Origin of the sequence: Bacillus sp. (in: firmicutes), assembly GCA_012842745.1 — a bacterium.
GTDB lineage: Bacteria > Bacillota > Bacilli > Bacillales > Bacillaceae_J > Schinkia.
The window spans coordinates 216,084-240,328 of record DUSF01000035.1 but is presented as its reverse complement, the minus strand read 5'-3'; the positions used below and the strand labels follow the sequence as shown (position 1 = coordinate 240,328).

The following is a 24,245-nucleotide window of genomic DNA, read 5'->3' as shown; positions in this document are numbered from 1 at the left end:
CCTTACATATAATATTGAATTGCTGCCCAGGCTTCGTCTTTGCCCTTGCCCGTTTCAGATGAAAAAACAATCACTCTGTCATTTGGGTCAACATCCAATGTTTCTTTAATAATTTTTAAATGCTTATCCCATTTGCCTTTTGGTATTTTATCGGCTTTCGTAGCAATAAGAATCACAGGAATTTCATAATGCTTGCAAAAGCTGTACATTAATTTATCGTCTTCTGTCGGCTTGTGCCTACTATCGACTATTTGGATTACAGCTCGAAGCTTATCGCTTGTTGTTAAATACGTTTCGATCATTTTCCCCCAGGCTTCGCGATCTTTTTTCGAAACCTTTGCAAACCCATAGCCAGGAACATCGACAAAATAAAGGGCATCATTAATATTATAAAAATTTAATGTTTGTGTTTTCCCAGGTTTGGATGATGTTCTTGCTAAGTTTTTACGGTTTAGCATTTTATTAATGAAAGAAGATTTTCCAACATTAGAACGTCCTGCTAAAGCAAAGTTTGGCATTGCGTCATTTGGATATTGTTCAGGCTTTACAGCACTGATTACGATCTCTGCTTTTGTTACCTTCATTTTCCCTCTCCTGTTAAAGCATGTTTTAACACTTCATCCAAGTGCTCAACTAGTATAAACGTAAGGTCATTTCTAACACTTTCAGGGATGTCCTCTAAATCCTTTTCATTTTCTTTAGGAATTATAATCGTTTTTAACCCCGCACGGTGAGCGGCCAATGATTTTTCCTTTAAGCCACCAATCGGCAACACTCTTCCTCTAAGCGTAATTTCCCCAGTCATTCCGACTTCTTTACGGACAGCAAGGCCTGTTAATGCCGATACAAGTGCGGTTGCCATCGTAATCCCTGCTGAAGGTCCATCCTTCGGAATTGCCCCTTCTGGAACATGAATATGAATATCATTTTTCTCATGAAAATCAGGGTCAATTTTGAGTTCACTTGCTCTTGAACGAATGTAACTAAAGGCAGCTTGAGCCGATTCTTTCATCACATCGCCTAGTTTCCCAGTCAATGTTAATCTACCTTTTCCAGGTATAACGGATACCTCAATTGATAATGTATCCCCGCCGACCGTTGTATAGGCAAGTCCTGTGGCCGCCCCGACTTGATTTTGAAGCTCCGCATGTCCATAGCGAAAGCGCGGTTTTCCTAGAAAGTCTTCAAGGTTTTTTTCTGTAATGATGATTCTTTTCCGTTGTTCATCAGTAACAATAATTTTCGCCGCTTTTCTGCACAAATTAGCAATTTGCCGTTCCAAACCACGGACACCAGCTTCGCGAGTATATGTACGGATAACTTTTAATAAAGCATCATCTCGGATTTGTAATTTTCCTTTTTCTAGTCCATGTGCTTTTACTTGTTTTGGTAATAAATGATCCTTAGCAATATGGAGTTTTTCTACTTCTGTATAGCCTGCAATAGAAATGATTTCCATACGGTCACGCAAAGGGCCTGGAATTGTACCGATATTATTAGCTGTTGCAATAAACATGACCTTGGACAAATCGTATGCTTCTTCGATATAATGGTCGCTGAAATTCGCATTTTGTTCCGGGTCCAACACCTCTAACATCGCTGATGAAGGATCGCCACGAAAATCATTTGCCATTTTATCAATTTCATCTAATAAAAACAAAGGATTTATTGTACCGGCTTTTTTCATGCCTTGAATAATTCTTCCTGGCATCGCTCCTACATACGTTCTACGGTGGCCACGAATTTCCGCTTCATCACGAACCCCACCAAGGGAAATACGCACGAAACTTCTACCTAAAGCCTTGGCAATTGAACGAGCTAATGAGGTTTTTCCAACACCTGGTGGTCCAACTAAACAAAGAATCGGGCCTTTTAATGATTTCGTCAGCTTTTGGACAGCTAAATATTCCAACACCCGCTCTTTTACCTTTTCTAAACCATAGTGGTCAGCATCCAATACTGTTTCGGCATTATAAATATCCAAGTTATCAACCGTTTCCTTATGCCATGGCAGTGCAATGAGCCAATCAATATAAGTGCGGATGACTGAACTTTCAGCTGAGCTTGCTGGGATTTTCTCAAACCGCTCCAGCTCTTTTAATACTGTTTCTTTAACACGCTCAGGCATTTGGGCATTTTCGATTTTCTCCCTGAATGTTTCAACTTCACCAAGTTTTCCTTCTTTATCACCTAATTCTTTTTGAATGGCTTTCATTTGCTCGCGAAGATAATATTCCTTTTGTGTCCGTTCGATTGACCGCTTCACTCGTTGGCCTATTTTCTTTTCGAGGTTCAAAATTTCTTTTTCGTTATTGATTAAAACAATCATTTTTTCAAGGCGATCTTTGACATCTAACGTCTCCAAAATTTCTTGCTTTTCTTTTATTTGTAAAGACAAATTTGATGCAATAATGTCGGCCATCCTTCCCGGACCCTGAATATCCGCGACAGATGCAAAAGTTTCTGTCGTGACTTTTTTTGATAATTTTATGTATTGTTCGAATTGACTAAGCAAGGTCCTCATTAATGCTCTTTCTTCTGAATTAGCATCTTCAGGCTCTTCTATCTTTTCAACTTTCACTAATAGTGTTTCTTCATCCTGAATATATTGTAAAATCTTTGCTCGATTTATGCCTTCAACAAGGATTCGAATCGTACCATTCGGAAGCCTAAGCATTTGTTTAACTTTTGATAAGGTTCCTACTTCGAAAATATCCTCTTCCGCTGGGTCATTAATTCCTACTTCTTTTTGAGTAGCCAGTACGATTAGATGATCATCCACCATAGCCTTTTCAAGTGCCTGTACTGACTTTTCTCGCCCGACATCCAAATGAAGCACCATCGTTGGATATACAAGTAAACCACGCAACGGAAGGAGGGGGACGATCATCTCTGTATTTTTCGTCATTTAACTTTACCTCCAAATGTGAAACTGCTACCTTTGTATCTTTTTACAATTCTATCTTATTTAACGAATAATTGTCTATGGATATGCCGCAATTTAGAAAAAAGAGGCTGACCCCTCCCCTGCGAAAAATACAGGAGAGGAATCTGACCCCTTCAAATCGATGCAGGCGGAGGATTTAATTCTACTCCTACAGCTGGTACTGCTTCGCCATATCGTTCTTGATCATCTTGATTTTCAAAAAAGTGTGGAAATACAACTGTAAACACTTCGTTCAAATGATTAACAGGTACAACTTCGATGCCTTCAAATTCATCAAGAATGCTTTGGTAGTTTTCCTTCGGAATAAACACTTTTTTTGCACCTGCTTTTTTAGCTGCCCTTACCTTCGCAACGACACCACCTACTGGCTTCACATTTCCATGGACACTGATTTCTCCAGTAAAAGCGATTGTATGTTCAACAGTTTGTTTATGAATAGCTGAGAAAACAGCCGTTGCCATGGCCACGCCGGCAGATGGGCCATCAACTGGTACACCGCCAGGGAAATTAACATGAATATCATAATCTGCTGCTTTTACACCCATTGAACGTAACACTGTGACAACATTTTCAATTGATCCTTTTGCCATGCTTTTACGTCTAATTGATTTCCCTTGACCACCAATACTTTCTTCTTCAACAATTCCTGTAATATTAATGCCCCCTTTATCCTGGGCTGGAATAACAGATACCTCAATTTCTAACAAGGCGCCCATATTTGGTCCAAATACTGCTAAACCATTGACTAGACCAACCTTTGGTGCCTCATGAATTTTCTTTTCATAGCGGGGGGACAATTGGCTCGAATGGATGACCCATTCAATTTCTCTTTCCGATATTTCATTTTTATTCTCAGATATAGCTAGACCCGCTGCAATTTGCATTAAATTAACCGCTTCGCGGCCATTCTTCGCATATTTTGCAACAATTTCAATCCCTGCATCAGAAACTGCTAATTTTATTTTATTAGCCGCATTTCTAGCAACTTTGGCAATTTCTTCGGGATCTAATTCACGAAAAAACACTTCCATACATCTCGAGCGAATGGCAGGGGGGATTTCTTCAGGTGTTCTTGTCGTCGCCCCTATCATTCGAAAATCTGCAGGTAAACCATTTTTGAAAATATCATGAATATGGATCGGAATTTGCTGATTTTCCGCACTATAGTAGGCACTTTCCAAAAATACTTTCCGATCCTCAAGCACCTTCAACAACTTGTTCATTTGAATAGGATGAAGTTCACCAATTTCATCTATAAAAAGAATGCCACCATGCGCATTTGTAACTGCACCTTGCTTAGGCTGCGGAATACCTGCTTGTCCCATCGCCCCAGCGCCTTGATAAATTGGATCATGAACAGAACCGATTAATGGGTCCGCAATCCCGCGTTCGTCAAACCTAGCCGTTGTTGCGTCCAATTCAATGAAAACAGCATCCTCTTTAAACGGTGTTTGTCTTTGTTTTTTCGCTTCATCAAGAACTAATCTCGCTGCTGCTGTTTTTCCAACACCGGGGGGACCATAAATGATGACATGCTGTGGGTTAGGGCCACAAATCGCTGCACGTAAAGCTCTTATTCCATCTTCCTGGCCAATCACATCTTTGAACGATGTTGGTCTTACCTTCTCTGCAAGTGGTTCGGATAATGATATCGAACGAAGTTTCTGGAGTTCTTCCATTTCTTTTTTTGATTCTCTATCAATTGAAACCTTTTGGGTGCGTTGATTGCGCAAAAGATTCCAGAAATAAAGCCCGATTACGATACCGAAGAAAAGTTGAACGAACAAAGCAATAGATGTCCAATCCATGTTTTACCTCCTGCACTTTATGTTAGTTATGTATTTCTATTTAATTGTTAGTATCTCCGTGCAGAAGCCGCAATAAACAAATTTGCTATTTAAAAACAAGGTGGAAAATAATGTGAATCTGAACGTATATTTTTATAAAAAAAGAGGCTGCCTGCTAGATCAGGACAACCTCTTTTTTTATGCACTTTCTCGTGGTGTTTCTTTTTTATTATCAAATTCGATGACATTGCCATCTTTCAAATGTAGACGCGCGCCTTCTTCATTACGTACTGTTTTTGCTGTAATTGCGCATTTATCAATATCATCTCTTGATGGAAGGTCATACATGACATCGAGCATAATACTCTCAATAATGGAGCGCAATCCCCGTGCTCCGGTTTTTCTCTCGATTGCACGTTTCGCTATTTCCTTTAATGCATCTTCCTCAAATTCAAGCTCCACATTATCCAATTCAAGCATTTTTTGATATTGTTTTATCAACGCATTTTTCGGCTTCGTTAAAATTTCCACAAGAGCTTCCTCATCTAGCTGTTCTAACGTTGCCATAACTGGTAAGCGACCAATAAATTCTGGTATTAAACCAAAACGGAGCAGGTCTTCTGGCAATACTTTAGAAAGTAATTCCTTTTGTGGAATTTCTTCCTGTTTAGAGTCTGTACCAAAACCGATAATCTTTTTACCTAAACGTCTTTTAATAATTTGCTCAATGCCATCAAATGCTCCGCCGCAAATGAATAAAATATTCGTTGTATCAATTTGAATGAATTCTTGATGTGGATGCTTGCGTCCACCTTGCGGAGGAACGCTGGCAACTGTGCCTTCTAAAATTTTCAAAAGGGCTTGCTGCACACCTTCACCTGATACATCACGAGTAATTGATGGATTTTCCGATTTACGAGCCACTTTATCAATTTCATCAATGTAAATAATACCCTTTTCTGCTTTCTCAACATCATAATCTGCAGCCTGAATTAATTTCAGCAAGATGTTTTCAACGTCTTCTCCTACATAGCCTGCCTCTGTTAAGGATGTTGCATCAGCGATGGCAAACGGTACATTTAAAATTCTTGCTAATGTTTGTGCAAGCAATGTTTTCCCGCTACCAGTTGGGCCAATCATAACAATATTACTTTTTGAAAGCTCGACATCATCAATCTTACTATTGGAATTGATACGCTTGTAATGGTTATAAACGGCAACAGACAATGACTTTTTCGCCGCTTCCTGTCCAATTACATAATCATTAAGAATTTCGCGAATTTCCCTTGGCTTTGGCACATCTTTAAATTCAACTTCTTCCTCAGAGCCAAGCTCTTCCTCGACAATTTCTGTGCAAAGCTCAATACATTCATCACATATATATACACCTGGGCCAGCGACAAGCTTTCGAACTTGATCCTGGGTTTTCCCACAAAAAGAGCATTTCAATTGCCCTTTTTCATCATTAAATTTAAACATATATTCACCCCAAACTTTCTTTCATAACCGTTCAGTCAATGCTGTAATTTTTTACTGCAATTTTTCAATTCATTATGTTCTTAAATTTTAACACATTATGGTACAAAACAGGTAATGATATGCCTTTCGTTATGTATTGCTATTATTATGATATGTATGTGTTTACGAAAACTGTATAGTAAACTATGCTATATATCTCCTCTCTTTTTTTCATTATTATAACCATTTTTGGTGGAGATTAGTATTAAAAAGCATTATTCAAAATTTGATTAGAGATTGTAAAACAAGGCACGATTAGCTCGCGCCTTGTTTTTAGTAGTTCTATATTATGCAATAGCCTTGCTATTCTCGACAAGGAAATCAATTGCTTTTTTGATTTTTAAATCTTCTGCTACATAATTGTTCGCGCCAAACATCTTCTTAACATCTTCGACAGATGTCTGATACATATTCGCAATGTTTTCATATTCTGCGTTAATATCATCTTCAGATACTTCAATATTTTCTGCAGCAATGATTGCTTCTAATACAAGGCTAGTTTTTACTCGTTTTTCTGCATCGGCTTTCATTTGCTCACGCAGCGCTCCTTCGCCTTGACCAGAGAATTGGTAATAAAGCTGTAAATTTAAACCTTGCATTTGTAGACGTTGTTCGAATTCTTTCAACATCCGTTCGATTTCAGATTTAATCATTGCTTCTGGAATATCAACAGTTGCATTTTCAACTGCTTTTTCAACAGCAGCATCTTCTTTTGCATGCTTTGCATGATGCTCTTTATCTTTTTGAAGCTGGTCTTTTAGCTTAGCTTTTAATTCAGCTAAAGTTTCAACTTCATCATCAACATCTTTTGCGAATTCATCATCTAACTCTGGAAGCTCTTTGTATTTAATTTCATGAAGATTTACTTTGAATACAGCAGGTTTTCCTGCTAAATCAGGGGCATGATATTCTTCTGGGAATGTTACATTTACATCCTTTTCTTCGCCAGCTTTCATGCCAACAATTTGGTCTTCAAAGCCTGGAATAAATTGACCAGAACCGATTATTAAACTATAGTTGTCTGCTTGACCGCCATCAAATGCTTCCCCATCAACAAAGCCTTCAAAATCGATTACTACTGTATCACCGTTTTCAACTTCACCATTTTCTTTTACTACTAATTCAGCATTTCTTTCTTGCTGACTTTTTAATTCTGCATCCACATCTTCGTCTGTGACAGTTGTATCTTGTTCTTGAACCTCAAGACCTTTATATTCGCCTAATTGTACTTCTGGCTTGACAGTTACTGTTGCCGTAAAAATCATGTTCTTTCCTTTTTCGATTTGTTTTACGTCAATTTCCGGATAGTCAACTGGCTCAATCCCAGTTTCATCAACTGCTTTACCATATGCATTTGGCAGCATAATATCCAAAGCATCTTGATAAAGTGCCTCAACACCAAAACGTTGTTCGAACATTTTGCGAGGTACTTTTCCTTTACGGAAGCCTGGTACATTAACTTTATTAACAACCTTCTTAAACGCTTGATCTAATGCTTGGTCAACTTCTTGGGCATCAACTTCAATTGTTAAGATACCTTGGTTACCTTCTAACTTTTCCCATTTTGCAGACATGTATATTTCCCTCCAACAAAATTAATTCTCTTTTTATAAATAATCTTTTTACAAATTTAAAACTTGTTCCTCTGTAAATCATGTTACCGAAAAGGATCAGTTATGTATAAAAGACACTATTATAACCATTACATTATACACTATAGAAAATAGAAGTTACAATAATTGTGTAGATTCTTTTATGGAAAGATTGTGTCCACTTCCATAATTTGTTGAATAGCTCTGTTAATTTCAGCTATATCTACACCGTAATGGTCCTCTATTTCACTGTCGGAAAGATCCATTCCAAATAACTGATGGCCAAATTTATGTAATGCACCCGCCCAAACGATAACTTCTAATGGCTCTGGTTGTAGCGGAAATAAAACAAATAAAAACCGTTCCCAAGCTTCTTTCACCGCTTCGAACAGTGTTGGATTTTCATGGCCCAACACATCCTCTAATTGATTTAAAACCTGAATCGTAAAGGGCTCTTCAAAAATATTCAAAAGAGTGCTAGGATTCACCTTTATAGTACGATTCAATTTCTTCACTACAACGCTAGCTTTTATCTCTTTTTCCATTAGTAATTGCAGTGCCGTTGACTGAACAATCGGATGGGCACGAGGATCTAATAGTACTTTTTTTATATCACCGATTATTTCAGTAATAGTTCCTGCTGTTCTCATGTTTTGAATAGCTTGCATCTGTTCATTTATATTGCCGTTAACAAGTTGACATCCTAGCTTCTCTACATCTGCTGTTGTTTCATTATGACGAACAACACCCATTTTATTATCGCTGCTTTTTCTTGCGAATTCCAACAAATGAAACAATTCTTTTGCATGATTGGCCGGGATTTTTTCTTCTTCAAAAAGCACTTCTAAAATGGATACTACTTCATCATATTCACTAAGCTGAATTAAAATTGTAATGTAAATTTCGAGAACATTAAAATAATCGCCAATATCTTGTTTCAATAGACGTTCGCACTTTTCCTTTGCATCTTCATATAAGCCAAGCTCTAATAAGCAAACAGCGATTCCCACTTCGACTTCTGGATAATTTTTGTTGTAGGAGGTGAATTGATTTAAAATTTGCAACGCCTCTTTGTAACGCTTTTCCTTAAGTGCCTCCATCCCTTTATCTAAGAGGCGATTTTCCAGGTTAGGAAAGGGGATGATCTTGCTGTTCGAATTTCCATTCTTTTTTTTCATAAAAATCGCCCCGATGCTAGCTATTATTTTGCTTTTTAGTTTAGCATGTTCTCCTGCTTCCTGCAAAGCACACAAAAGGAAGCAGGAGAATCGTCCCCTGCTTCCTTCTATTTTGCTTCATAAACAGAAATTGCATCAGCATATTTTAATGTTACATCAATTTCATCCCAGCCATTTAGCAGCAGTTCTTTCCAATATGGGTCGATTTCGAATGAATATCGCTTGTCCCCATCCATAACTACTTGGTTTTTAAGATCGACTGTTAATTCAAAATCTGCGGCATTTGCTTTTTGTAATAATTCTTTTACGACTGTTTCTTCTAAGCGGATTGGTAACATGCCATTTTTTAAGCAGTTGTTATAAAAAATATCGGCAAACGATGGCGCAATCACAACTTGGAAACCGTAGTCATTTAATGCCCAAGGAGCATGCTCTCTTGAAGAACCGCAGCCAAAGTTTTGGCCAGCTACAAGAATTGAAGCACCTTTATTTTCTGGGCGATTTAATTCGAAGCTTTCATTTTCTGTTCCATCGTTATTAAAACGCCAATCAAAGAATAAAAATTGTCCAAATCCTGTTCTTTCAATTCGTTTTAAAAATTGCTTTGGAATAATTTGGTCTGTATCAACATTGACACGGTCAAGACCAGCTACTTTTCCTGTATGAAGTACAATTGCTTCCATTTCTAAAATCCTCCTTTCGCCTCTACTTCACTGTTTCTTTCAAAAAGGTACGTACATCAACAAAATGTCCGGCAATCGCTGCAGCAGCAGCCATTTCTGGGCTGACAAGATGTGTTCTTGCCCCTTTTCCTTGACGTCCTTCAAAATTGCGGTTAGATGTTGAAGCACAACGCTCCTTCTCAGGTACTGTATCAGGATTCATACCTAGACACATACTGCAGCCTGCTTCACGCCATTCAAAACCAGCATCAAGGAAAATTTTATCTAACCCTTCTGCTTCTGCTTGGATTTTTACCTTTTGTGAGCCTGGAACAACTAGTGCACGTACACCTGGAGCAACTTTGCGACCTTTAACGATATTGGCAGCAGCCTGTAGATCGCTTAAACGAGAGTTTGTACAAGAACCAATAAAGGCGTGCTGAATAGCCACTTCCGTCATTGGCACTCCTGGCTCAAGTCCCATATACTCTAAAGCTTGGCGAACAGCTTTTTGGTCAGATTCGTTTTCGAAATCTTCTGGTGATGGAACAGTCGCATTTACGGAAATACCCATGGACGGGTTTGTACCCCATGTTACTTGCGGTGCAATTTCCTCACCGATCATTGTCACAGATTGGTCGTATGTTGCACCCTCATCTGTTGCAAGTGCCAACCATTTTTCCGCTGCTTTTTCAAACTCCTCGCCTTGTGGTGCATATTTTCTGCCTCGCAAGTAATTAATGGTCGTTTCATCTGGGCTGATTAAACCCGCCTTAGCACCCGCTTCAATTGACATATTACAAATCGTCATTCTTTCTTCCATTGTCATGCTACGAATTGCTTCGCCAGTATATTCGATAATTTGGCCTGTCCCAAAATTAACACCATACTTAGCAATAAACGCTAAGATAACATCCTTTGCGGTTACACCTCGTTGTAATTTGCCGGTAATTTCTACCTTTAATGTTTTTGGTTTTACTTGCCATAGTGTTTGCGTTGCCATAACATGCTCGACTTCACTAGTACCGATACCGAACGCTAGCGCACCAAATGCACCATGTGTCGCTGTATGACTATCCCCACATACGATTGTTTTGCCGGGCTGTGTTAAACCAAGCTCAGGACCGATGACATGGACAATCCCTTGGTCTGGACTATTTAAATCTGCAATTTCTACACCAAATGCTTTACAGTTTTCACTTAAAGTATCAATTTGCTTTTTGGCAATTTCGTCTTTAATCGTAAACTTGTCATCTGTTGGTACATTATGATCCATCGTTGCAAATGTTAAATCTGGTCGTCTTAGTTTGCGGTTTTTTAGGCGAAGGCCTTCAAATGCTTGTGGTGATGTTACTTCATGAACTAGGTGCAAATCGATATATAATAATGAGGGCTTTCCTTGTTCAGATACGACCTCATGTGCTTCCCAAACCTTCTCAATGATCGTTTTTGGCGTCCCCATACTTCTCCTCCTCTTTAAAAATAGATGTCAGCCGTTAAGCTTGGGCTGACATCGGTTTTGCTTTGCAAATTTCACTTATTTCATTAATTACCTGTTCAACCATTTCAGTAGTTGATAAAATTCGCGTATTTTCTTCTGAAATATCTGCTGTTCTGTAGCCTTTTTCTAATACTTGGTTAACAGCTTGTTCAATTGCATTGCCTTCATCAATCATGTTAAAAGAATATTTCAACATCATCGCTGCTGATAAAATCGTTGCTAATGGATTTGCTTTATTTTGGCCAGCAATGTCTGGAGCTGATCCATGAGCAGGCTCATAAAGGCCAGGACCATCAGCTGAAAGGCTTGCAGAAGAAAGCATTCCAAGTGATCCAGTTAACATCGATGCTTCATCACTTAAAATATCTCCAAACATATTCTCAGTGACCATAACGTCAAACTGTCTCGGATTTCTAATTAACTGCATAGCAGCGTTATCAACAAGCATATGCTCTAATTCAACTTCTGGATAGTCTTTCGCTACTTCATTAGCAATTTCCCGCCACACTCGGCTAGACTCTAGTACATTTGCTTTGTCAACAGATAATACTTTTTTACCGCGAATCATCGCAAGTTCAAAAGCTTTCCTAATAATTCTTTCAATTTCATCATTTGTATAAGAAAGTGTGTCAACAACTACCTTTTGACCATTTTCTTCTCTTCGCTCGCGTGGTGTACCGAAATAAATACCACCCGTTAATTCCCTTACAATCATTAAATCAACGCCATCGATAACTTCTTTCTTTAATGTCGATGCATCTGCAAGACTTTGGAATGCTTGAACAGGACGTAAATTAGCAAAAAGGCCTAGCTCTTTACGGATTGCTAAAAGTCCTGCTTCTGGGCGCATTGCCGGTGGATTTTGATCCCATTTCGGCCCGCCTACAGCTCCAAGAAGGATAGCGTCACTGTTTTTACAAAGGTCAATTGTTGCTGTTGGAAGCGGCGTACCGTCAACATCAATCGCTTCGCCGCCAATGCGACCATATTCAAAAGTAAATTGATGATTAAACTGTCCAGCAACAACTTCTAATACTTTAATAGCCCCTGCTACGATTTCTTTTCCAATTCCATCTCCAGGTAATACTGCAATCTTCATTTCCAAAGCTTCTCCTCCTTTCAGAGTTATTTCACAACATTTTGCATTTCTTCACGATATTGCTGTTGCAATAAAATTCGGTTAACAGCATTAATATAAGCCTTTGCTGAAGCTTCTAACACGTCTTGGGCTGTACCTCTACCACTTGATGTCATATCTTGGAAGTTGATTTTTACAAATACTTCAGCTAATGCATCTCTTCCGCCAGTATTTGCTTGAATTCGGTAGTCTTCAAGACGTACTGTTGAACCGATAATTCTTTCTAGTGTATTATAAATGGCTTCCACACTACCAGATCCAGTACACGCCTCATGGACTTCCACACCGTCTGGTGTAGTCATTGATATTGTTGCTGTTGTTACTTGATGTGTTACATATTGAACTTGAAGTGATTTTAACTCATAGAACTTAACAGCACTTCCAAGTTTTTCTTCAAACATTAATGATAGTAAATCATCATCGGTAATTTCTTTCTTTTTATCTGCTAGCTCTTTAAAAGCAACGAATAAATTATTAACCTCTTCTGTTGATAAATTATAACCTAGTTCCTCCATACGGTTACGGAAGGCATGTCGGCCTGAATGCTTGCCAAGCACCATATCATTGGAAGCAACACCAACGAGTTCAGGAGAGATAATTTCATACGTTGTCTTTTCTTTTAAGACACCATCTTGGTGGATGCCAGATTCATGGGCAAAAGCATTTTTTCCAACAACCGCTTTATTAGGAGGTACAATTACACCTGTAAGCTTGCTTACTAGCGTACTAGTCTTCTTAATTTGTTGTAGGTTCAAGCCAGTTTTTGCTTGATAAAAATCATTGCGGATATGAAGGGCAACACCGATTTCTTCTAGGGAAGCATTCCCTGCTCTTTCGCCTATCCCATTGATTGTACATTCAACTTGACCAGCACCATGCTCAACTGCTGATAATGAATTGGCTACCGCCATCCCTAAATCATCATGACAATGAGTTGAAAGAATCGCTTTCCCAATATTCGGAACATTCTCTTTTAAATAAGTGAAGATTTGTCCATATTCCTTCGGTGTTGTATAGCCAACTGTATCAGGAATATTAATAACTGTTGCCCCAGCATCAATGACTGCGCTAATCACTTGTGCCATGAATGGCAGTTCACTACGAGTTGCATCCTCACACGAGAATTGAATAATCGGAAATTTTTGAGCTGCATATTTAACTGATGCAACAGCTGTTTCAAGAACTTGTTCTGGTGTCATTTTCAACTTATATTGCATATGAATAGGTGATGTTGCTAGAAATAGGTGGAGTCTTGGTTCTGCGCCCCCTTTTAGGGCATCCCATGAAATATCAATATCTTTCACATTAGAACGAGAAAGTCCAGTTACTGAACAATTTCGAATTGTATTAGCAATTTCCTGAACTGCCTGGAAATCACCTTTTGAAGAAGCCGGAAACCCGGCTTCTATAATATCTACACCTAAGCGTTCAAGCTGACGTGCTACTTCCATCTTTTCAGAATGGTTTAAGTTAATTCCTGCTGACTGCTCACCATCACGAAGAGTTGTATCAAAGATATTAATTTTTCGCACTAGCGACCACTTCCTTTGGTTTTCTTGGTTTTACGAACGGCATCATTTCGCGAAGTTCTGCACCAACTTTTTCAATTAAATGCTCATTTTCAGCTCTCTTAATTGCATTATACTCTGGACGACCTAATTGGTTTTCTAAAATCCAGCCTTTTGCAAATCTACCTTTTTGAATATCTGTTAAAACATCCTTCATACGAGCTTTAACGCCTGCATCAACTACGCGTGGACCTGATACGAAGTCACCCCATTCTGCTGTATCAGAGATTGAGTAACGCATGTTAGCAAGACCACCTTCATACATTAAGTCAACGATTAATTTTAATTCATGTAAGCACTCAAAGTACGCAACTTCTGGTTGGTAGCCAGCTTCAACTAATGTTTCAAAACCAGCCTTTACTAATGCTGTAGTACCACCACAAAGAACGGCTTGCTCACCGAATAGGTCCGTTTCAGTTTCTTCTTTAAATGTTGTTTCAAGAACACCTGCACGAGCAGAACCTATTTGTTTTGCATATGCTAAAGCAAGCTCTCTTGCATTACCAGTTGCATCTTGATAAATTGCGAATAATGCTGGTACACCTGCTCCTTCAGTGTAAGTACGACGTACTAAGTGTCCTGGTCCTTTTGGTGCTACTAAGAATACGTTCACGTCTTGTGGTGGTGTAATTTGACCGAAATGAACGTTAAAACCATGGGCAAATACTAATGATTTACCAGCTGTTAAGCCAGGCTTAATTTCTTCGTTATAAACTTTTGGTTGATGCTCATCTGGTAATAGAATCATGATAAGGTCAGCCACTTCAGCTGCTTCTTTTACTGTTAATACTGTATGACCATCAGCTTTCGCTTGATCTGCAGATTTACCAGGGCGAATACCAACTACTACATCAACGCCGCTTTCTTTTAAGTTAAGAGCATGGGCATGACCTTGAGAGCCATAACCAATAATTGCAACCTTTTTTCCATTTAATACTGCTTCATTTGCATCTCCGTTATAATATACCTTTGCCATTTTTTAAATCTCTCCTTAATTTTTCGTTGAATTTTTTTAGTTTATTGAATTAATGAAATAATTCTTAATTTGATATTGCGCTTTGTTTATTTTCTTGGCCATTGCTCTTTATTAAACCACGAGCAAAAGCGGTTGTACCAGTTCTTGCAATTTCTTTAATGCCATATGGGCGAATAAGCTCAATTAATGCTTCAATTTTTTGGCTGTCCCCTGTAACTTGGACAACCAATGTATCTCGACTAACATCAACAATGCTTGCTCTAAAAGGATTAATGATACCCATTAACTCATTTCGTGTTTGCGGATTGCTGATAACTTTGATTAAAGCCAGCTCTCTTTCGATTCGTGGTTGATCTGTAATGTCTTGCACTTTAATGACGTCAATTTGCTTATTAAGCTGTTTTGTCAGCTGTTCAGCTCTTGCTTCATCTTCTACATGCACAATAAATGTCATTCTTGAAATTGACGGATTTTCAGTTACTCCAACAGTAATGCTTTCAATATTGTAGTCTCTTCTTGTAAATAAGCCTGTAATGCGGTTTAAAACGCCTGGATGGTTATTTACTGTTGCTGTTACTATTCTCTTCATTGTTTCACCCCTACCATTTCATGAATTCCTTTTCCAGGTGCAACCATAGGATATACTTTTTCCATTGGTGCTACACGGAAATCTAAAAGAACTGGGCCATTATGTTCAAAAGCTTCTTTTAAAACAGCTTTTGCCTCCGCTTCATTTGTTGCTCTTAATCCTTTTATCCCATATGCATCCGCTAATTTTACAAAATCAGGCTGTTCAGGGATTAACGAGTGGGAATAACGCTCTTCATAGAACAGCTCTTGCCATTGGCGTACCATGCCCAATGCTTTATTATTTACAATCACAATTTTTACAGGGAGATTTTTTTCCTGTAAAACCGATATTTCTTGGAATGTCATTTGGAAACCAGCATCGCCGACGATGCTAACAACCGTATCATTTGGACTCGCAAATTGGGCGCCAAGCGCTGCTGGTAAGCCAAATCCCATTGTTCCTAGACCACCAGAAGTAACCCATTTGTTCGGCTTTTCAAAAGAATAGTATTGCGCTGCCCACATTTGATGCTGTCCAACATCTGTCGTAACGATTGCATTTCCATTTGTCATTTCATGGATTAATTCAATTAAGCGCTGCGGCTTCAATACATTTATTTCTGTACGATAAGCGAGCGGGTATTCTTCCTTCCAATTTCTTAGCTTTTTAAGCCAAATTGAGAAATCACCTTTTGCTCCATCTTCGCCAATCAATGCTTTTAACGCTTCTTTCGCATCAGCAACAACAGGGATTTGTGTTGGTACATTTTTCCCAATTTCAGCAGGATCAATGTCAATATGAACAACTTTGGCATTTGGTGCAAAATGCGCCAAATTCCCTGTGATTCGGTCATCAAAACGAGAGCCAATATTAATGAGTAAATCAGATTCGTACAATGCCATATTAGCTGTGTAAGTTCCGTGCATACCGCCCATACCTAAAAATAGTTCATGACGGCCTGGGAACGATCCTAGTCCTAGCAACGTATTAACTACCGGTAAGCTTTGTTGTTCTGCATATGCTCTTAGTTCCTCATGGGCATTAGCATGAATAACGCCTGCGCCAGCTAAAATCACTGGTTTTTTCGCTGAACTTACCGCTTCCACAACTTTTCTAATTTGGAAATGGTTTGGAGTGTAGTTTGGTTGATAGCTTGGAATATTTACTTCAATCTCATCGTAGTTAAAGATTCCAGTTGCTACAGCTACATCTTTCGGAATGTCAATTAATACAGGTCCTTTACGGCCAGAATTCGCGATATGGAACGCTTCTTTGATTACTTTCGGCAATTCGTCTGTCGAACGAACTTGATAGCTATATTTTGTAATTGGCATCGTAATACCGATAATATCTGCTTCTTGGAATGCATCTGAGCCAATCACACCCGTTCCAACTTGACCGGTAAACACAACTAAAGGTAATGAATCCATCATCGCATCAGCTAAGCCTGTGATAATATTCGTTGCTCCTGGGCCTGATGTTGCAATACAAACCCCCGGTTTCCCAGAAATACGAGCATATCCTTCAGCAGCATGGATTGCACCTTGTTCATGTCTTGTTAAGACGTGGTTGATCCCTGAATCATATATTTCATCATAAATTGGTAATACGGCACCTCCCGGATAACCAAAAACGACTTCAACACCCTCAGCTTTTAAAGCCTTCACTAACATTCTTCCGCCATTCATAGTTTGAGGAATTGTTTTTTGCTCCTGTGCTTTTACATTGGTACTCATATAAAAGCCTCCTTCTTCTTGTAAAAATTTCTTTGGATCTTTATAATACTCTAACTTGTTCCTAACCCCTAAAAACAAAAAACCTTCTCACCCCATAATAGCCCGAAAGCAAAGGGGTGAAAAGGTTTAACTTTCCACGATACCACCCTAAATTGCAATACTCCTTTCAGAGCATTACCTCATGAGCGACAATGAACAACAAAATACAACATTGCTCCGCTCTTTTTTTGTAACGAGTGATTTAAAACACTCGACCAATCCTACTAGCATGAAATCGTTCAGATTGATACTCAGAGGCGAGTTCACCATCAGGGGTATCACCGGTTTCCAGCACCACCGGCTCTCTGTAGATACCGTTCTTGAGATTACTTTTCCTCGTCAACGTTTTTCATATTTGAGCATTATCTTACTCTGTATTTTCATTACAGTCAACCCTCTTTTTTATAATAATTAGATAATTTCGATAAAGAGAGTGGGCTGAATGCGTTTCCAATCCTTATTTATCAATGATTATGGAAAATAAAAAAATTTAATATTTTTATGACAACTAAATTCTATATGGAAATAATTTAGAAAATAGCTAATTACATGGACAATATGCTTTTAAATTCGTGAAAAATAATAATCAAATAATGTTTATGCCATGCCGGGCGTACATAAGCAAAAAACTGTAGAAGATTACCCTTCTACAGTTTTTCCGAGCGTCCCAGGAGAGATTCGAACTCCCGACCGTACGCTTAGAAGGCGTATGCTCTATCCGGCTGAGCTACTGGGACATAGTATGAAATTCATTTGGAGCGGGTGATGGGAATCGAACCCACGACATCAGCTTGGAAGGCTGAAGTTTTACCATTAAACTACACCCGCATTTAGTTGAAATTAAGCATTTCAATCAGCGACAAATATTAATATATACTATCCAAATTACCGTGTCAACATTTTTTATGAATAGGTTAGAGACTTTTTCCCTAACCTATTTTACATTTTACCATTAATGCTGGTATTTCCATACCATCAATACTAAAAAATCTTACAACACAATTTTTATAATCGTCAACTTCTAATATAGCATATGTTTTTTCTTTTCTAGCTCTTGGTAGATAAATGCTCCCTGGATTAATAAAGAGAATATCATCAATCAATTCTGCACCAGCAATGTGAGAATGACCAAAGCACACAATCTTTGCGCCGACTTCTTCAGCACGATAGCGTAAGTTTAGCAATGACATTTTTACATTATACAAATGTCCATGGGTAATGTAAAACGGTACTTCATTAATTGAAACTAGCTGGTCATTTAGAAAATTACGGTCATAATCACAATTCCCCTTTACAGCTATGTAATCAGCAATTTCATTCGAGGCGAACGATAATTCTGAATCCCCGCAATGAATCATCGCATCAACTTCAGAACTGTATTTATTTTTCAAAGCGACAAGTTCTTTTTCTAATCCATGGCTATCGCTTACGATAAGAACCTTCATGCTTTTCTCCCATCTAATCTAATTAAAAAATTGTATCCCAGCTTTCACGAAGCTGTTTCATCGCATTGGCACGGTGACTAATTTTATTCTTCTCATCATTCGATAGCTGCGCCATCGTTTGCCTTCTATCGGGAACGTAAAAAATCGGATCATAGCCAAAGCCATTTTCTCCAAGCGGTTCTTCTGTAATATAGCCTTCACAAGCTCCTTCGAATATTTTAGTTTTCTCATTCGGAATCGCTACCGCTAAAATACAGTGAAATCTTGCTGTTCTTTTTTCAGAAGGAACACCATGTAATTCACGTAGAACCTTTTCTAAATTGGCTTGATCGTCCGTTGGCTCTCCGGCATACCTTGCGGAAAAAACACCCGGACGGCCATCTAGCGCATCGACAGAAAGGCCAGAATCATCAGCAATTACAATTTTATTAAACTGTTTTGCAATTGTTTCTGCTTTCAATTTCGCATTTTCAATAAATGTATCCCCAGTTTCTTCAACATCAAGCGAGTCTGGAAAATCTAAAAGTGAATGTACAACGATGTCTTTTTCTGCAAATAAGGCGGCAAATTCTTTAACTTTGCCTTTGTTTTTAGTGGCGATTAAAATATCTTTCAAATCACTTCGCTCCTATTCTATTCGCTAATTCACCCAGTGCTACCTTTTGGAGTGCAATTATTTCATTGACTCCCTTTTCCCCAAGGTTCAGTAATTGCTGTAGCTGTTTTTTTGAAAAAGTAGCTTCCTCTCCTGTTCCTTGAAGCTCAACAAATTCACCAGCTCCTGTCATGACAATATTCATATCAACACTCGCTTTTGAATCTTCGATATAGTTTAAGTCTAATATTTCCCCAAATTCCGGGTCAATTCCAACCGAAGTTGCAGCGAGAAAGGCTTTGATCGGAAATTCCTTACTCTCCTTTCTCTCTACCATTTTCCCAAGAGCAAGCGTCATCGCCACAAAAGAACCTGAGATGGAAGCTGTTCTCGTTCCCCCATCAGCCTGAATGACATCACAGTCAATCCAAATTGTCCGCTCCCCGACAAGGTCAAGATTTACAACAGAGCGAAGGGCGCGGCCAATTAGACGCTGAATTTCCATCGTTCTACCTGAAACCTTGCCTTTCGTTGATTCACGCATCGTTCTTTGGTCTGTTGCTCTTGGCAGCATTGAATATTCAGCAGTAATCCACCCTTTTCCTTGCCCGCGTAAAAATGGCGGAACACGGTCCTCAATGCTGGCTGTACAAATTACTTTTGTATCCCCGACTGTTATTAAGACAGATCCTTCAGGATGCTTCAAATAACCTGTGTCAATATGTATTGGTCTTAATTCATCTTTCTTTCTCCCATCAACTCTCAACTAAACCCCTCCTGAAATTATGTCTTCATTTACTTTGTTCATTATTTCCATGATTTAAACTGGAGTAGAAACAAAAAAGGCGGCAAATGTTAGCCAGCCCTCACCGTTAGTATATTTAATTATAGCAAATTTCCTCCGCTAAAAACTACCTGTATTCACAGATTTTGGTCTCAAAACAGGTGCCGCAATTTCTGCTCCTTGTTCATTCAATACTTTTTCCATACCATTTACCTTTATCGCTACACCATCAACACCAGCATGCTCGGTTAGCGATAAGACAAGCTCATTTAAAATATTTTTTGAAAGTGCCGTACCCTGTAAGCTACTAAGAATTCCTTCGTTAAAATTTAATGTGAGTACACCACCTTTGTAAGAAGGCTTCTCTAACAGCGCGATATCTTTATGAAGTTCCGTGTACAAACCGGATACAACATTTGGTCCTTTAATTAATTCTTTTACGGTCGCTTCATAAGCATCATCATTTTTCCCAATTCGTCTTGTAACAGGAACAAAGTATGTGTTGTCCCCATTTTGCCCAAGAAAGTAAAGCGTAACAGCTTTACTATTCACAACATCGACGACTTCCCCGTTATCAAAATTAATTCCATTTGCCCGGCTTGTGCCTTCGTTAATTGGTGTTCCGTTTACAGGCATGTTCGTTTGGTCATAGCCATTAATTTGAATTTTCACTTTATTCACTGTATCAAATTGCGTTAAAGTATAAGTAAGGGCTTGTAATATTTTCAGTTCATCTTCTGCATTATAATTTGAGAACTCTTTTGAAAAATCGACGACAAGCGTACCGTCTTTTTGTAAATTTACGCCATTTACCATTGTTCCAGCTGGTAAAATAGCCCGGAAGCCGTTAGGTAGTAATTCACTAATCGGACCACCCTCAACAAGATATTCCAATGCTTGTTTTGCTACTTCGTTCGTTTTTGGCAAGGGAAGCGTCTGTGGCACTACAAAGCCGTTCTTGTCTAACAAATACAGTTCCCTTGATACCGTCTGCTCTGCTTCATTTTCTTCCTGATTTTCAACTTGTTCAGCTGACGAATTTTTTTGATCTAATGCATCCTCTTCAACATATGTAACTTCTTGTGGTTTTTGAGTGTCCATTTGGCGAATTGCTTGTTCACCACCGATTGCACAGCCTGCTAAAACTGTAGATAAGGCCATAATCGATGCTAGTAAACCGCTCTTTTTTATTTTAAACATAATTCTCCCTCCAATAGCAGTTTGTACTACATATATACGAGCATTGCCAAGTTTTAGACCGAATTTTTTTTACAAATAAGAAAAACCTTCCGAAAAGGAAGGTCATTTATGATAATGTAATCGATTGGACATTTTCAATCGGGTGTTCAAATACCCTTGAAGCAATATGTTGAAAAATTTCCTTAGGCCCTGTTGTTAAAAATAAATGATTTGGTATTCTATCCTCAGTAACCAACATACTAGCATGATGTAAAAGAGTACTAACTTCCCTAGCAGTTTCGTCCCCAGAACTAATCAGTTTCACTTTTTCACCCATAACTTGTTGAATCACAGGTCGAAGGATTGGATAATGGGTACACCCCAATATAAGTGTATCAATATCATGGACTTTTAATGGCGCTAATGATTCCTTGACAATATTTCTAGCATCTTCATCTTCATAATTGCCACTTTCAACAATCGGCACAAATGATGGACAGGCAAGACTTTCTACTTCCACATGATGATTTATACTTTTCAAGGCTTGTTCATAAGAGCCGCTTCTAATCGTGCCGACGGTTCCGATGACACCGATATGATTATTTTTCGTTACCTTTAGAGCTGTTCTTGCCCCTGGATAGATAACACCTACGACAGGTATAGTAATGGTAGCTCTTATATCGTCTAACACAAGTGCTGTCGCTGTATTACATGCAATAACTAACATTTTAATGTTATAGTTTAATAAATGATTAGTTAATTCCCACGTAAATTTCTTGACTTCTTCCACAGGCCTTGAACCGTAAGGACAACGTGCTGTATCTCCTAAATAAATAATTTCTTCTTTTGGCAGCTGTCTCATAATCTCTTTCGCAACTGTTAATCCACCAACACCTGAATCAATTACACCAATTGGTCTATTCAAAGCTTAATCGCCCCATTTTGTAATAAAAATTATAATCAATTTTATATTAAATATTATTTCCCAATGAAGTATTATACCACAATGAACCCAATTATCCCATGTCAAAGTAAAGCCGACTTTTATAATATGGTTTGAAAAACAGACATATCACCTATAAAATCTTTAAAATCTCATCTAAAACATCGGGATTATTATAGATGACAATTTGCAGCTTTTTTTTCGTACGACTAATGTTTTGATATAACATTCGCGTCGGCTGATAGTACATTTGTTTCCCTAAATCTTTTGTGGACAGCTTGTGATTTGGTTTGTAATAAAAAGATTCATCAATGACAGCCACAACACAATCAAGTTCTTGACCGATTCCATCATGGGAATTTACCCCTGTTGTAATGATATGATCATTATCGGGGTGTTCAATATACCTTGTTTCGGTGTAATCAATGACTTTCCAGCCCTCTTTTTGTAATGATTGTAAGTAGCTTGTTGTCGCACCCTTCAAGGAAAAATACTGAATACTGATGTCTGAATAATTCTCGATTTTGGCGTGCTTTGATAAATCAAATAACTTATTAATAAACGCATGAATTTCTTTGTTATGTCTAATGATTGTTGTTAATTCATATTGATAAGGATTTAAAGTTTCCTCAATTAATTTAGGGATATTATTTTCAATTTCTAACGCAGTAAGGCATTGGTTAGGATCATAAGAAAAAATGCATTTGATTTTGAGTTGTTGAAGCAAATTTGTTAATTTTAAAAATTTATTTTTATATATTCTTTGAGCTTCATCGAATATGATTAATTCATATTGCTCAATATCCATTTCTGAATGATCGTCGTATTCGCTAAAGTTACTAATCGCCTCAATTGACCAATGATAGTGAGTTTTCAATGTAACATGTCCATTATTTAATTTTCCACAATTAAAAATGAGCACCTTTTTCGACTGTCTCATATATTCTTTTGCGATATCGTAAGTTAACAGTGTTTTTCCGGATCCAGATCCACCTTTAATCGCAATAAAAATTGACTGTTCCATCGGTGTTAATTGGATAATTTCCCTTTTAAATGTACTCTGCTGCGCACTTAGAAAATACTTATCTTCAATGAAGGCATCAGTTGAGTTGAATGGCGAAACTATATAATTGGTTGGATCAAATAAATTATCAAGATCATCAATTTCTTTTATTATTTGTTCTTTTAATTTTTCAATTAAAACCTCAAATTCCACTTCTTTGATTTCTTGCGGACCGACAAGTGCATAGAGTTTCTTTGTTGCGGAAATGTAGGTGAAACTGTAAACATCAACATCAAGAAATTTTAAATAATGTTGATTTTGCACAAGCTGCTTTATGATTTTCTCTTCCGTACTTATTAGCTTTAACTCAATATTAATGATACTATTCTCACCGATTCTTAGTAGGTCAAATTCTTTCCCAATTTGTTTAATCGTAAATCCAACATAATAATGGTTGAGAATATCGAATTGATTTCCTCTTTTCATAAATTCATCAACCAGCGCTTCAATATCTTCAATTTCGCCTGCTCTGATTTTAGGATTAATGCCAAATTGTTCGATGTATTTTGCAAAATTCATTGCATTCAGATCATCTTTTGCACTTAATAAAGATAGTAGATTAATAGTTTTCAAAATCGCTGCCCCTTTTTTCCTAATCGTGTTACTATTCATTATATTAAAAGGATAGTTATAATTAAATCGGAAAAACTGAAAGAAACGATGCCGGCTCCCAATTATGAAAGCCGGCACGTACTATAGTTCTAGTTCCCCCATTCTAAGGAGTTCCACGACTGCTTGGGAGCGCCCCTTAACTCCAAGCTTTTGCATGGCATTCGAAATATGGTTACGAACTGTTTTTTCACTTATAAAAAGCTCCTCTGCAATTTCTTTCGTTGTTTTGTCCTGTACTAAAAGCTCAAATACCTCTTTTTCTCTCTTTGTAAGTAGCGGCTTCGGTTGGTAGTTATTTTCCTTCAATCAATTTTTCCCTCCTTACCAGGGCATGAGTTGTGTTTGAAGGGAATATATTTAGTCTTGATATCATATGTAAAATGGAGTGAGTCTGTGACTTAGAGGTACAAA

At 38.0% G+C, this 24,245-nt stretch carries 20 protein-coding genes, 2 tRNA genes and 1 other annotated feature; all 22 genes read right to left on the bottom strand.

Annotation, left to right across the window (positions count from 1 at the left end; translation table 11 throughout):
- Positions 1–2 precede the first annotated feature (2 nt).
- Complete coding sequence (locus GX497_06220) at positions 3–584, bottom strand: YihA family ribosome biogenesis GTP-binding protein (GenBank protein ID HHY72809.1); 582 nt, start codon at positions 582–584, stop codon at positions 3–5.
- Positions 581–2,908 (bottom strand): endopeptidase La, encoded by a 2,328-nt coding sequence (gene lon, locus GX497_06215; GenBank protein ID HHY72808.1) that lies wholly within the window; start codon positions 2,906–2,908, stop codon positions 581–583. Before lon ends, GX497_06220 begins: the two co-directional genes overlap by 4 nt.
- A gap of 152 nt (positions 2,909–3,060) precedes the next feature.
- Positions 3,061–4,755 (bottom strand): ATP-dependent protease LonB, encoded by a 1,695-nt coding sequence (gene lonB / locus GX497_06210; GenBank protein HHY72807.1) that lies wholly within the window; start codon positions 4,753–4,755, stop codon positions 3,061–3,063.
- Positions 4,756–4,932: 177 nt separating this feature from the next.
- A complete protein-coding gene (gene clpX, locus GX497_06205) occupies positions 4,933–6,213 on the bottom strand; it encodes an ATP-dependent protease ATP-binding subunit ClpX (GenBank protein ID HHY72806.1) in 1,281 nt (426 codons plus the stop codon).
- Between the two features lie 326 nt (positions 6,214–6,539).
- Entirely contained in the window at positions 6,540–7,826 is a 1,287-nt protein-coding gene (locus tag GX497_06200) for a trigger factor (protein ID HHY72805.1), read from the bottom strand.
- Between the two features lie 179 nt (positions 7,827–8,005).
- Positions 8,006–9,022 carry a tetratricopeptide repeat protein gene (locus GX497_06195; protein ID HHY72804.1) on the bottom strand — a complete coding sequence of 339 codons (1,017 nt, stop codon included), beginning with the start codon at positions 9,020–9,022 and terminating at the stop codon, positions 8,006–8,008.
- Between the two features lie 107 nt (positions 9,023–9,129).
- Positions 9,130–9,705, bottom strand: a complete 576-nt coding sequence (gene leuD / locus GX497_06190) for a 3-isopropylmalate dehydratase small subunit (protein HHY72803.1) — start codon at positions 9,703–9,705, stop codon at positions 9,130–9,132.
- Positions 9,706–9,727: 22 nt separating this feature from the next.
- On the bottom strand, positions 9,728–11,146 hold the full coding sequence (leuC, locus tag GX497_06185) for a 3-isopropylmalate dehydratase large subunit (protein ID HHY72802.1): 1,419 nt from the start codon (positions 11,144–11,146) through the stop codon (positions 9,728–9,730).
- A 34-nt stretch (positions 11,147–11,180) separates the two neighbouring features.
- On the bottom strand, positions 11,181–12,290 hold the full coding sequence (gene leuB / locus GX497_06180; GenBank protein ID HHY72801.1) for a 3-isopropylmalate dehydrogenase: 1,110 nt from the start codon (positions 12,288–12,290) through the stop codon (positions 11,181–11,183).
- A 20-nt stretch (positions 12,291–12,310) separates the two neighbouring features.
- The gene (locus GX497_06175; protein HHY72800.1) at positions 12,311–13,855 is read right to left on the bottom strand and encodes a 2-isopropylmalate synthase; all 1,545 of its coding nucleotides are present in this window, start codon (positions 13,853–13,855) and stop codon (positions 12,311–12,313) included.
- Positions 13,842–14,867 (bottom strand): ketol-acid reductoisomerase, encoded by a 1,026-nt coding sequence (gene ilvC / locus GX497_06170; GenBank protein ID HHY72799.1) that lies wholly within the window; start codon positions 14,865–14,867, stop codon positions 13,842–13,844. The genes GX497_06175 and ilvC overlap by 14 nt, the downstream gene beginning before the upstream one ends.
- A gap of 64 nt (positions 14,868–14,931) precedes the next feature.
- Entirely contained in the window at positions 14,932–15,456 is a 525-nt protein-coding gene (gene ilvN, locus GX497_06165; protein HHY72798.1) for an acetolactate synthase small subunit, read from the bottom strand.
- The gene (gene ilvB / locus GX497_06160) at positions 15,453–17,174 is read right to left on the bottom strand and encodes an acetolactate synthase large subunit (GenBank protein ID HHY72797.1); all 1,722 of its coding nucleotides are present in this window, start codon (positions 17,172–17,174) and stop codon (positions 15,453–15,455) included. Before ilvB ends, ilvN begins: the two co-directional genes overlap by 4 nt.
- A gap of 109 nt (positions 17,175–17,283) precedes the next feature.
- Positions 17,284–17,565 (bottom strand) — a binding site (T-box leader).
- A gap of 311 nt (positions 17,566–17,876) precedes the next feature.
- Positions 17,877–17,950: transfer RNA gene (locus GX497_06155), tRNA-Arg, on the bottom strand.
- A gap of 17 nt (positions 17,951–17,967) precedes the next feature.
- Positions 17,968–18,041 (bottom strand) — tRNA-Gly (locus tag GX497_06150).
- Between the two features lie 101 nt (positions 18,042–18,142).
- Positions 18,143–18,658: a metallophosphoesterase gene (locus GX497_06145; GenBank protein HHY72796.1), complete on the bottom strand. Its 516-nt coding sequence runs from the start codon at positions 18,656–18,658 to the stop codon at positions 18,143–18,145.
- A 22-nt stretch (positions 18,659–18,680) separates the two neighbouring features.
- Positions 18,681–19,274 carry an XTP/dITP diphosphatase gene (locus tag GX497_06140; GenBank protein ID HHY72795.1) on the bottom strand — a complete coding sequence of 198 codons (594 nt, stop codon included), beginning with the start codon at positions 19,272–19,274 and terminating at the stop codon, positions 18,681–18,683.
- A gap of 1 nt (position 19,275) precedes the next feature.
- Positions 19,276–20,019 carry a ribonuclease PH gene (gene rph, locus GX497_06135; GenBank protein HHY72794.1) on the bottom strand — a complete coding sequence of 248 codons (744 nt, stop codon included), beginning with the start codon at positions 20,017–20,019 and terminating at the stop codon, positions 19,276–19,278.
- A 138-nt stretch (positions 20,020–20,157) separates the two neighbouring features.
- Positions 20,158–21,237: a sporulation protein gene (locus GX497_06130; GenBank protein ID HHY72793.1), complete on the bottom strand. Its 1,080-nt coding sequence runs from the start codon at positions 21,235–21,237 to the stop codon at positions 20,158–20,160.
- A 106-nt stretch (positions 21,238–21,343) separates the two neighbouring features.
- Positions 21,344–22,141, bottom strand: coding sequence for a glutamate racemase (gene racE, locus GX497_06125; protein HHY72792.1), 798 nt, complete (start codon positions 22,139–22,141; stop codon positions 21,344–21,346).
- 151 nt (positions 22,142–22,292) lie between these two features.
- Positions 22,293–23,795, bottom strand: coding sequence for an ATP-binding protein (locus tag GX497_06120; protein HHY72791.1), 1,503 nt, complete (start codon positions 23,793–23,795; stop codon positions 22,293–22,295).
- A gap of 120 nt (positions 23,796–23,915) precedes the next feature.
- Complete coding sequence (locus GX497_06115; GenBank protein ID HHY72790.1) at positions 23,916–24,140, bottom strand: response regulator transcription factor; 225 nt, start codon at positions 24,138–24,140, stop codon at positions 23,916–23,918.
- Between the last annotated feature and the right edge of the window lie 105 nt (positions 24,141–24,245).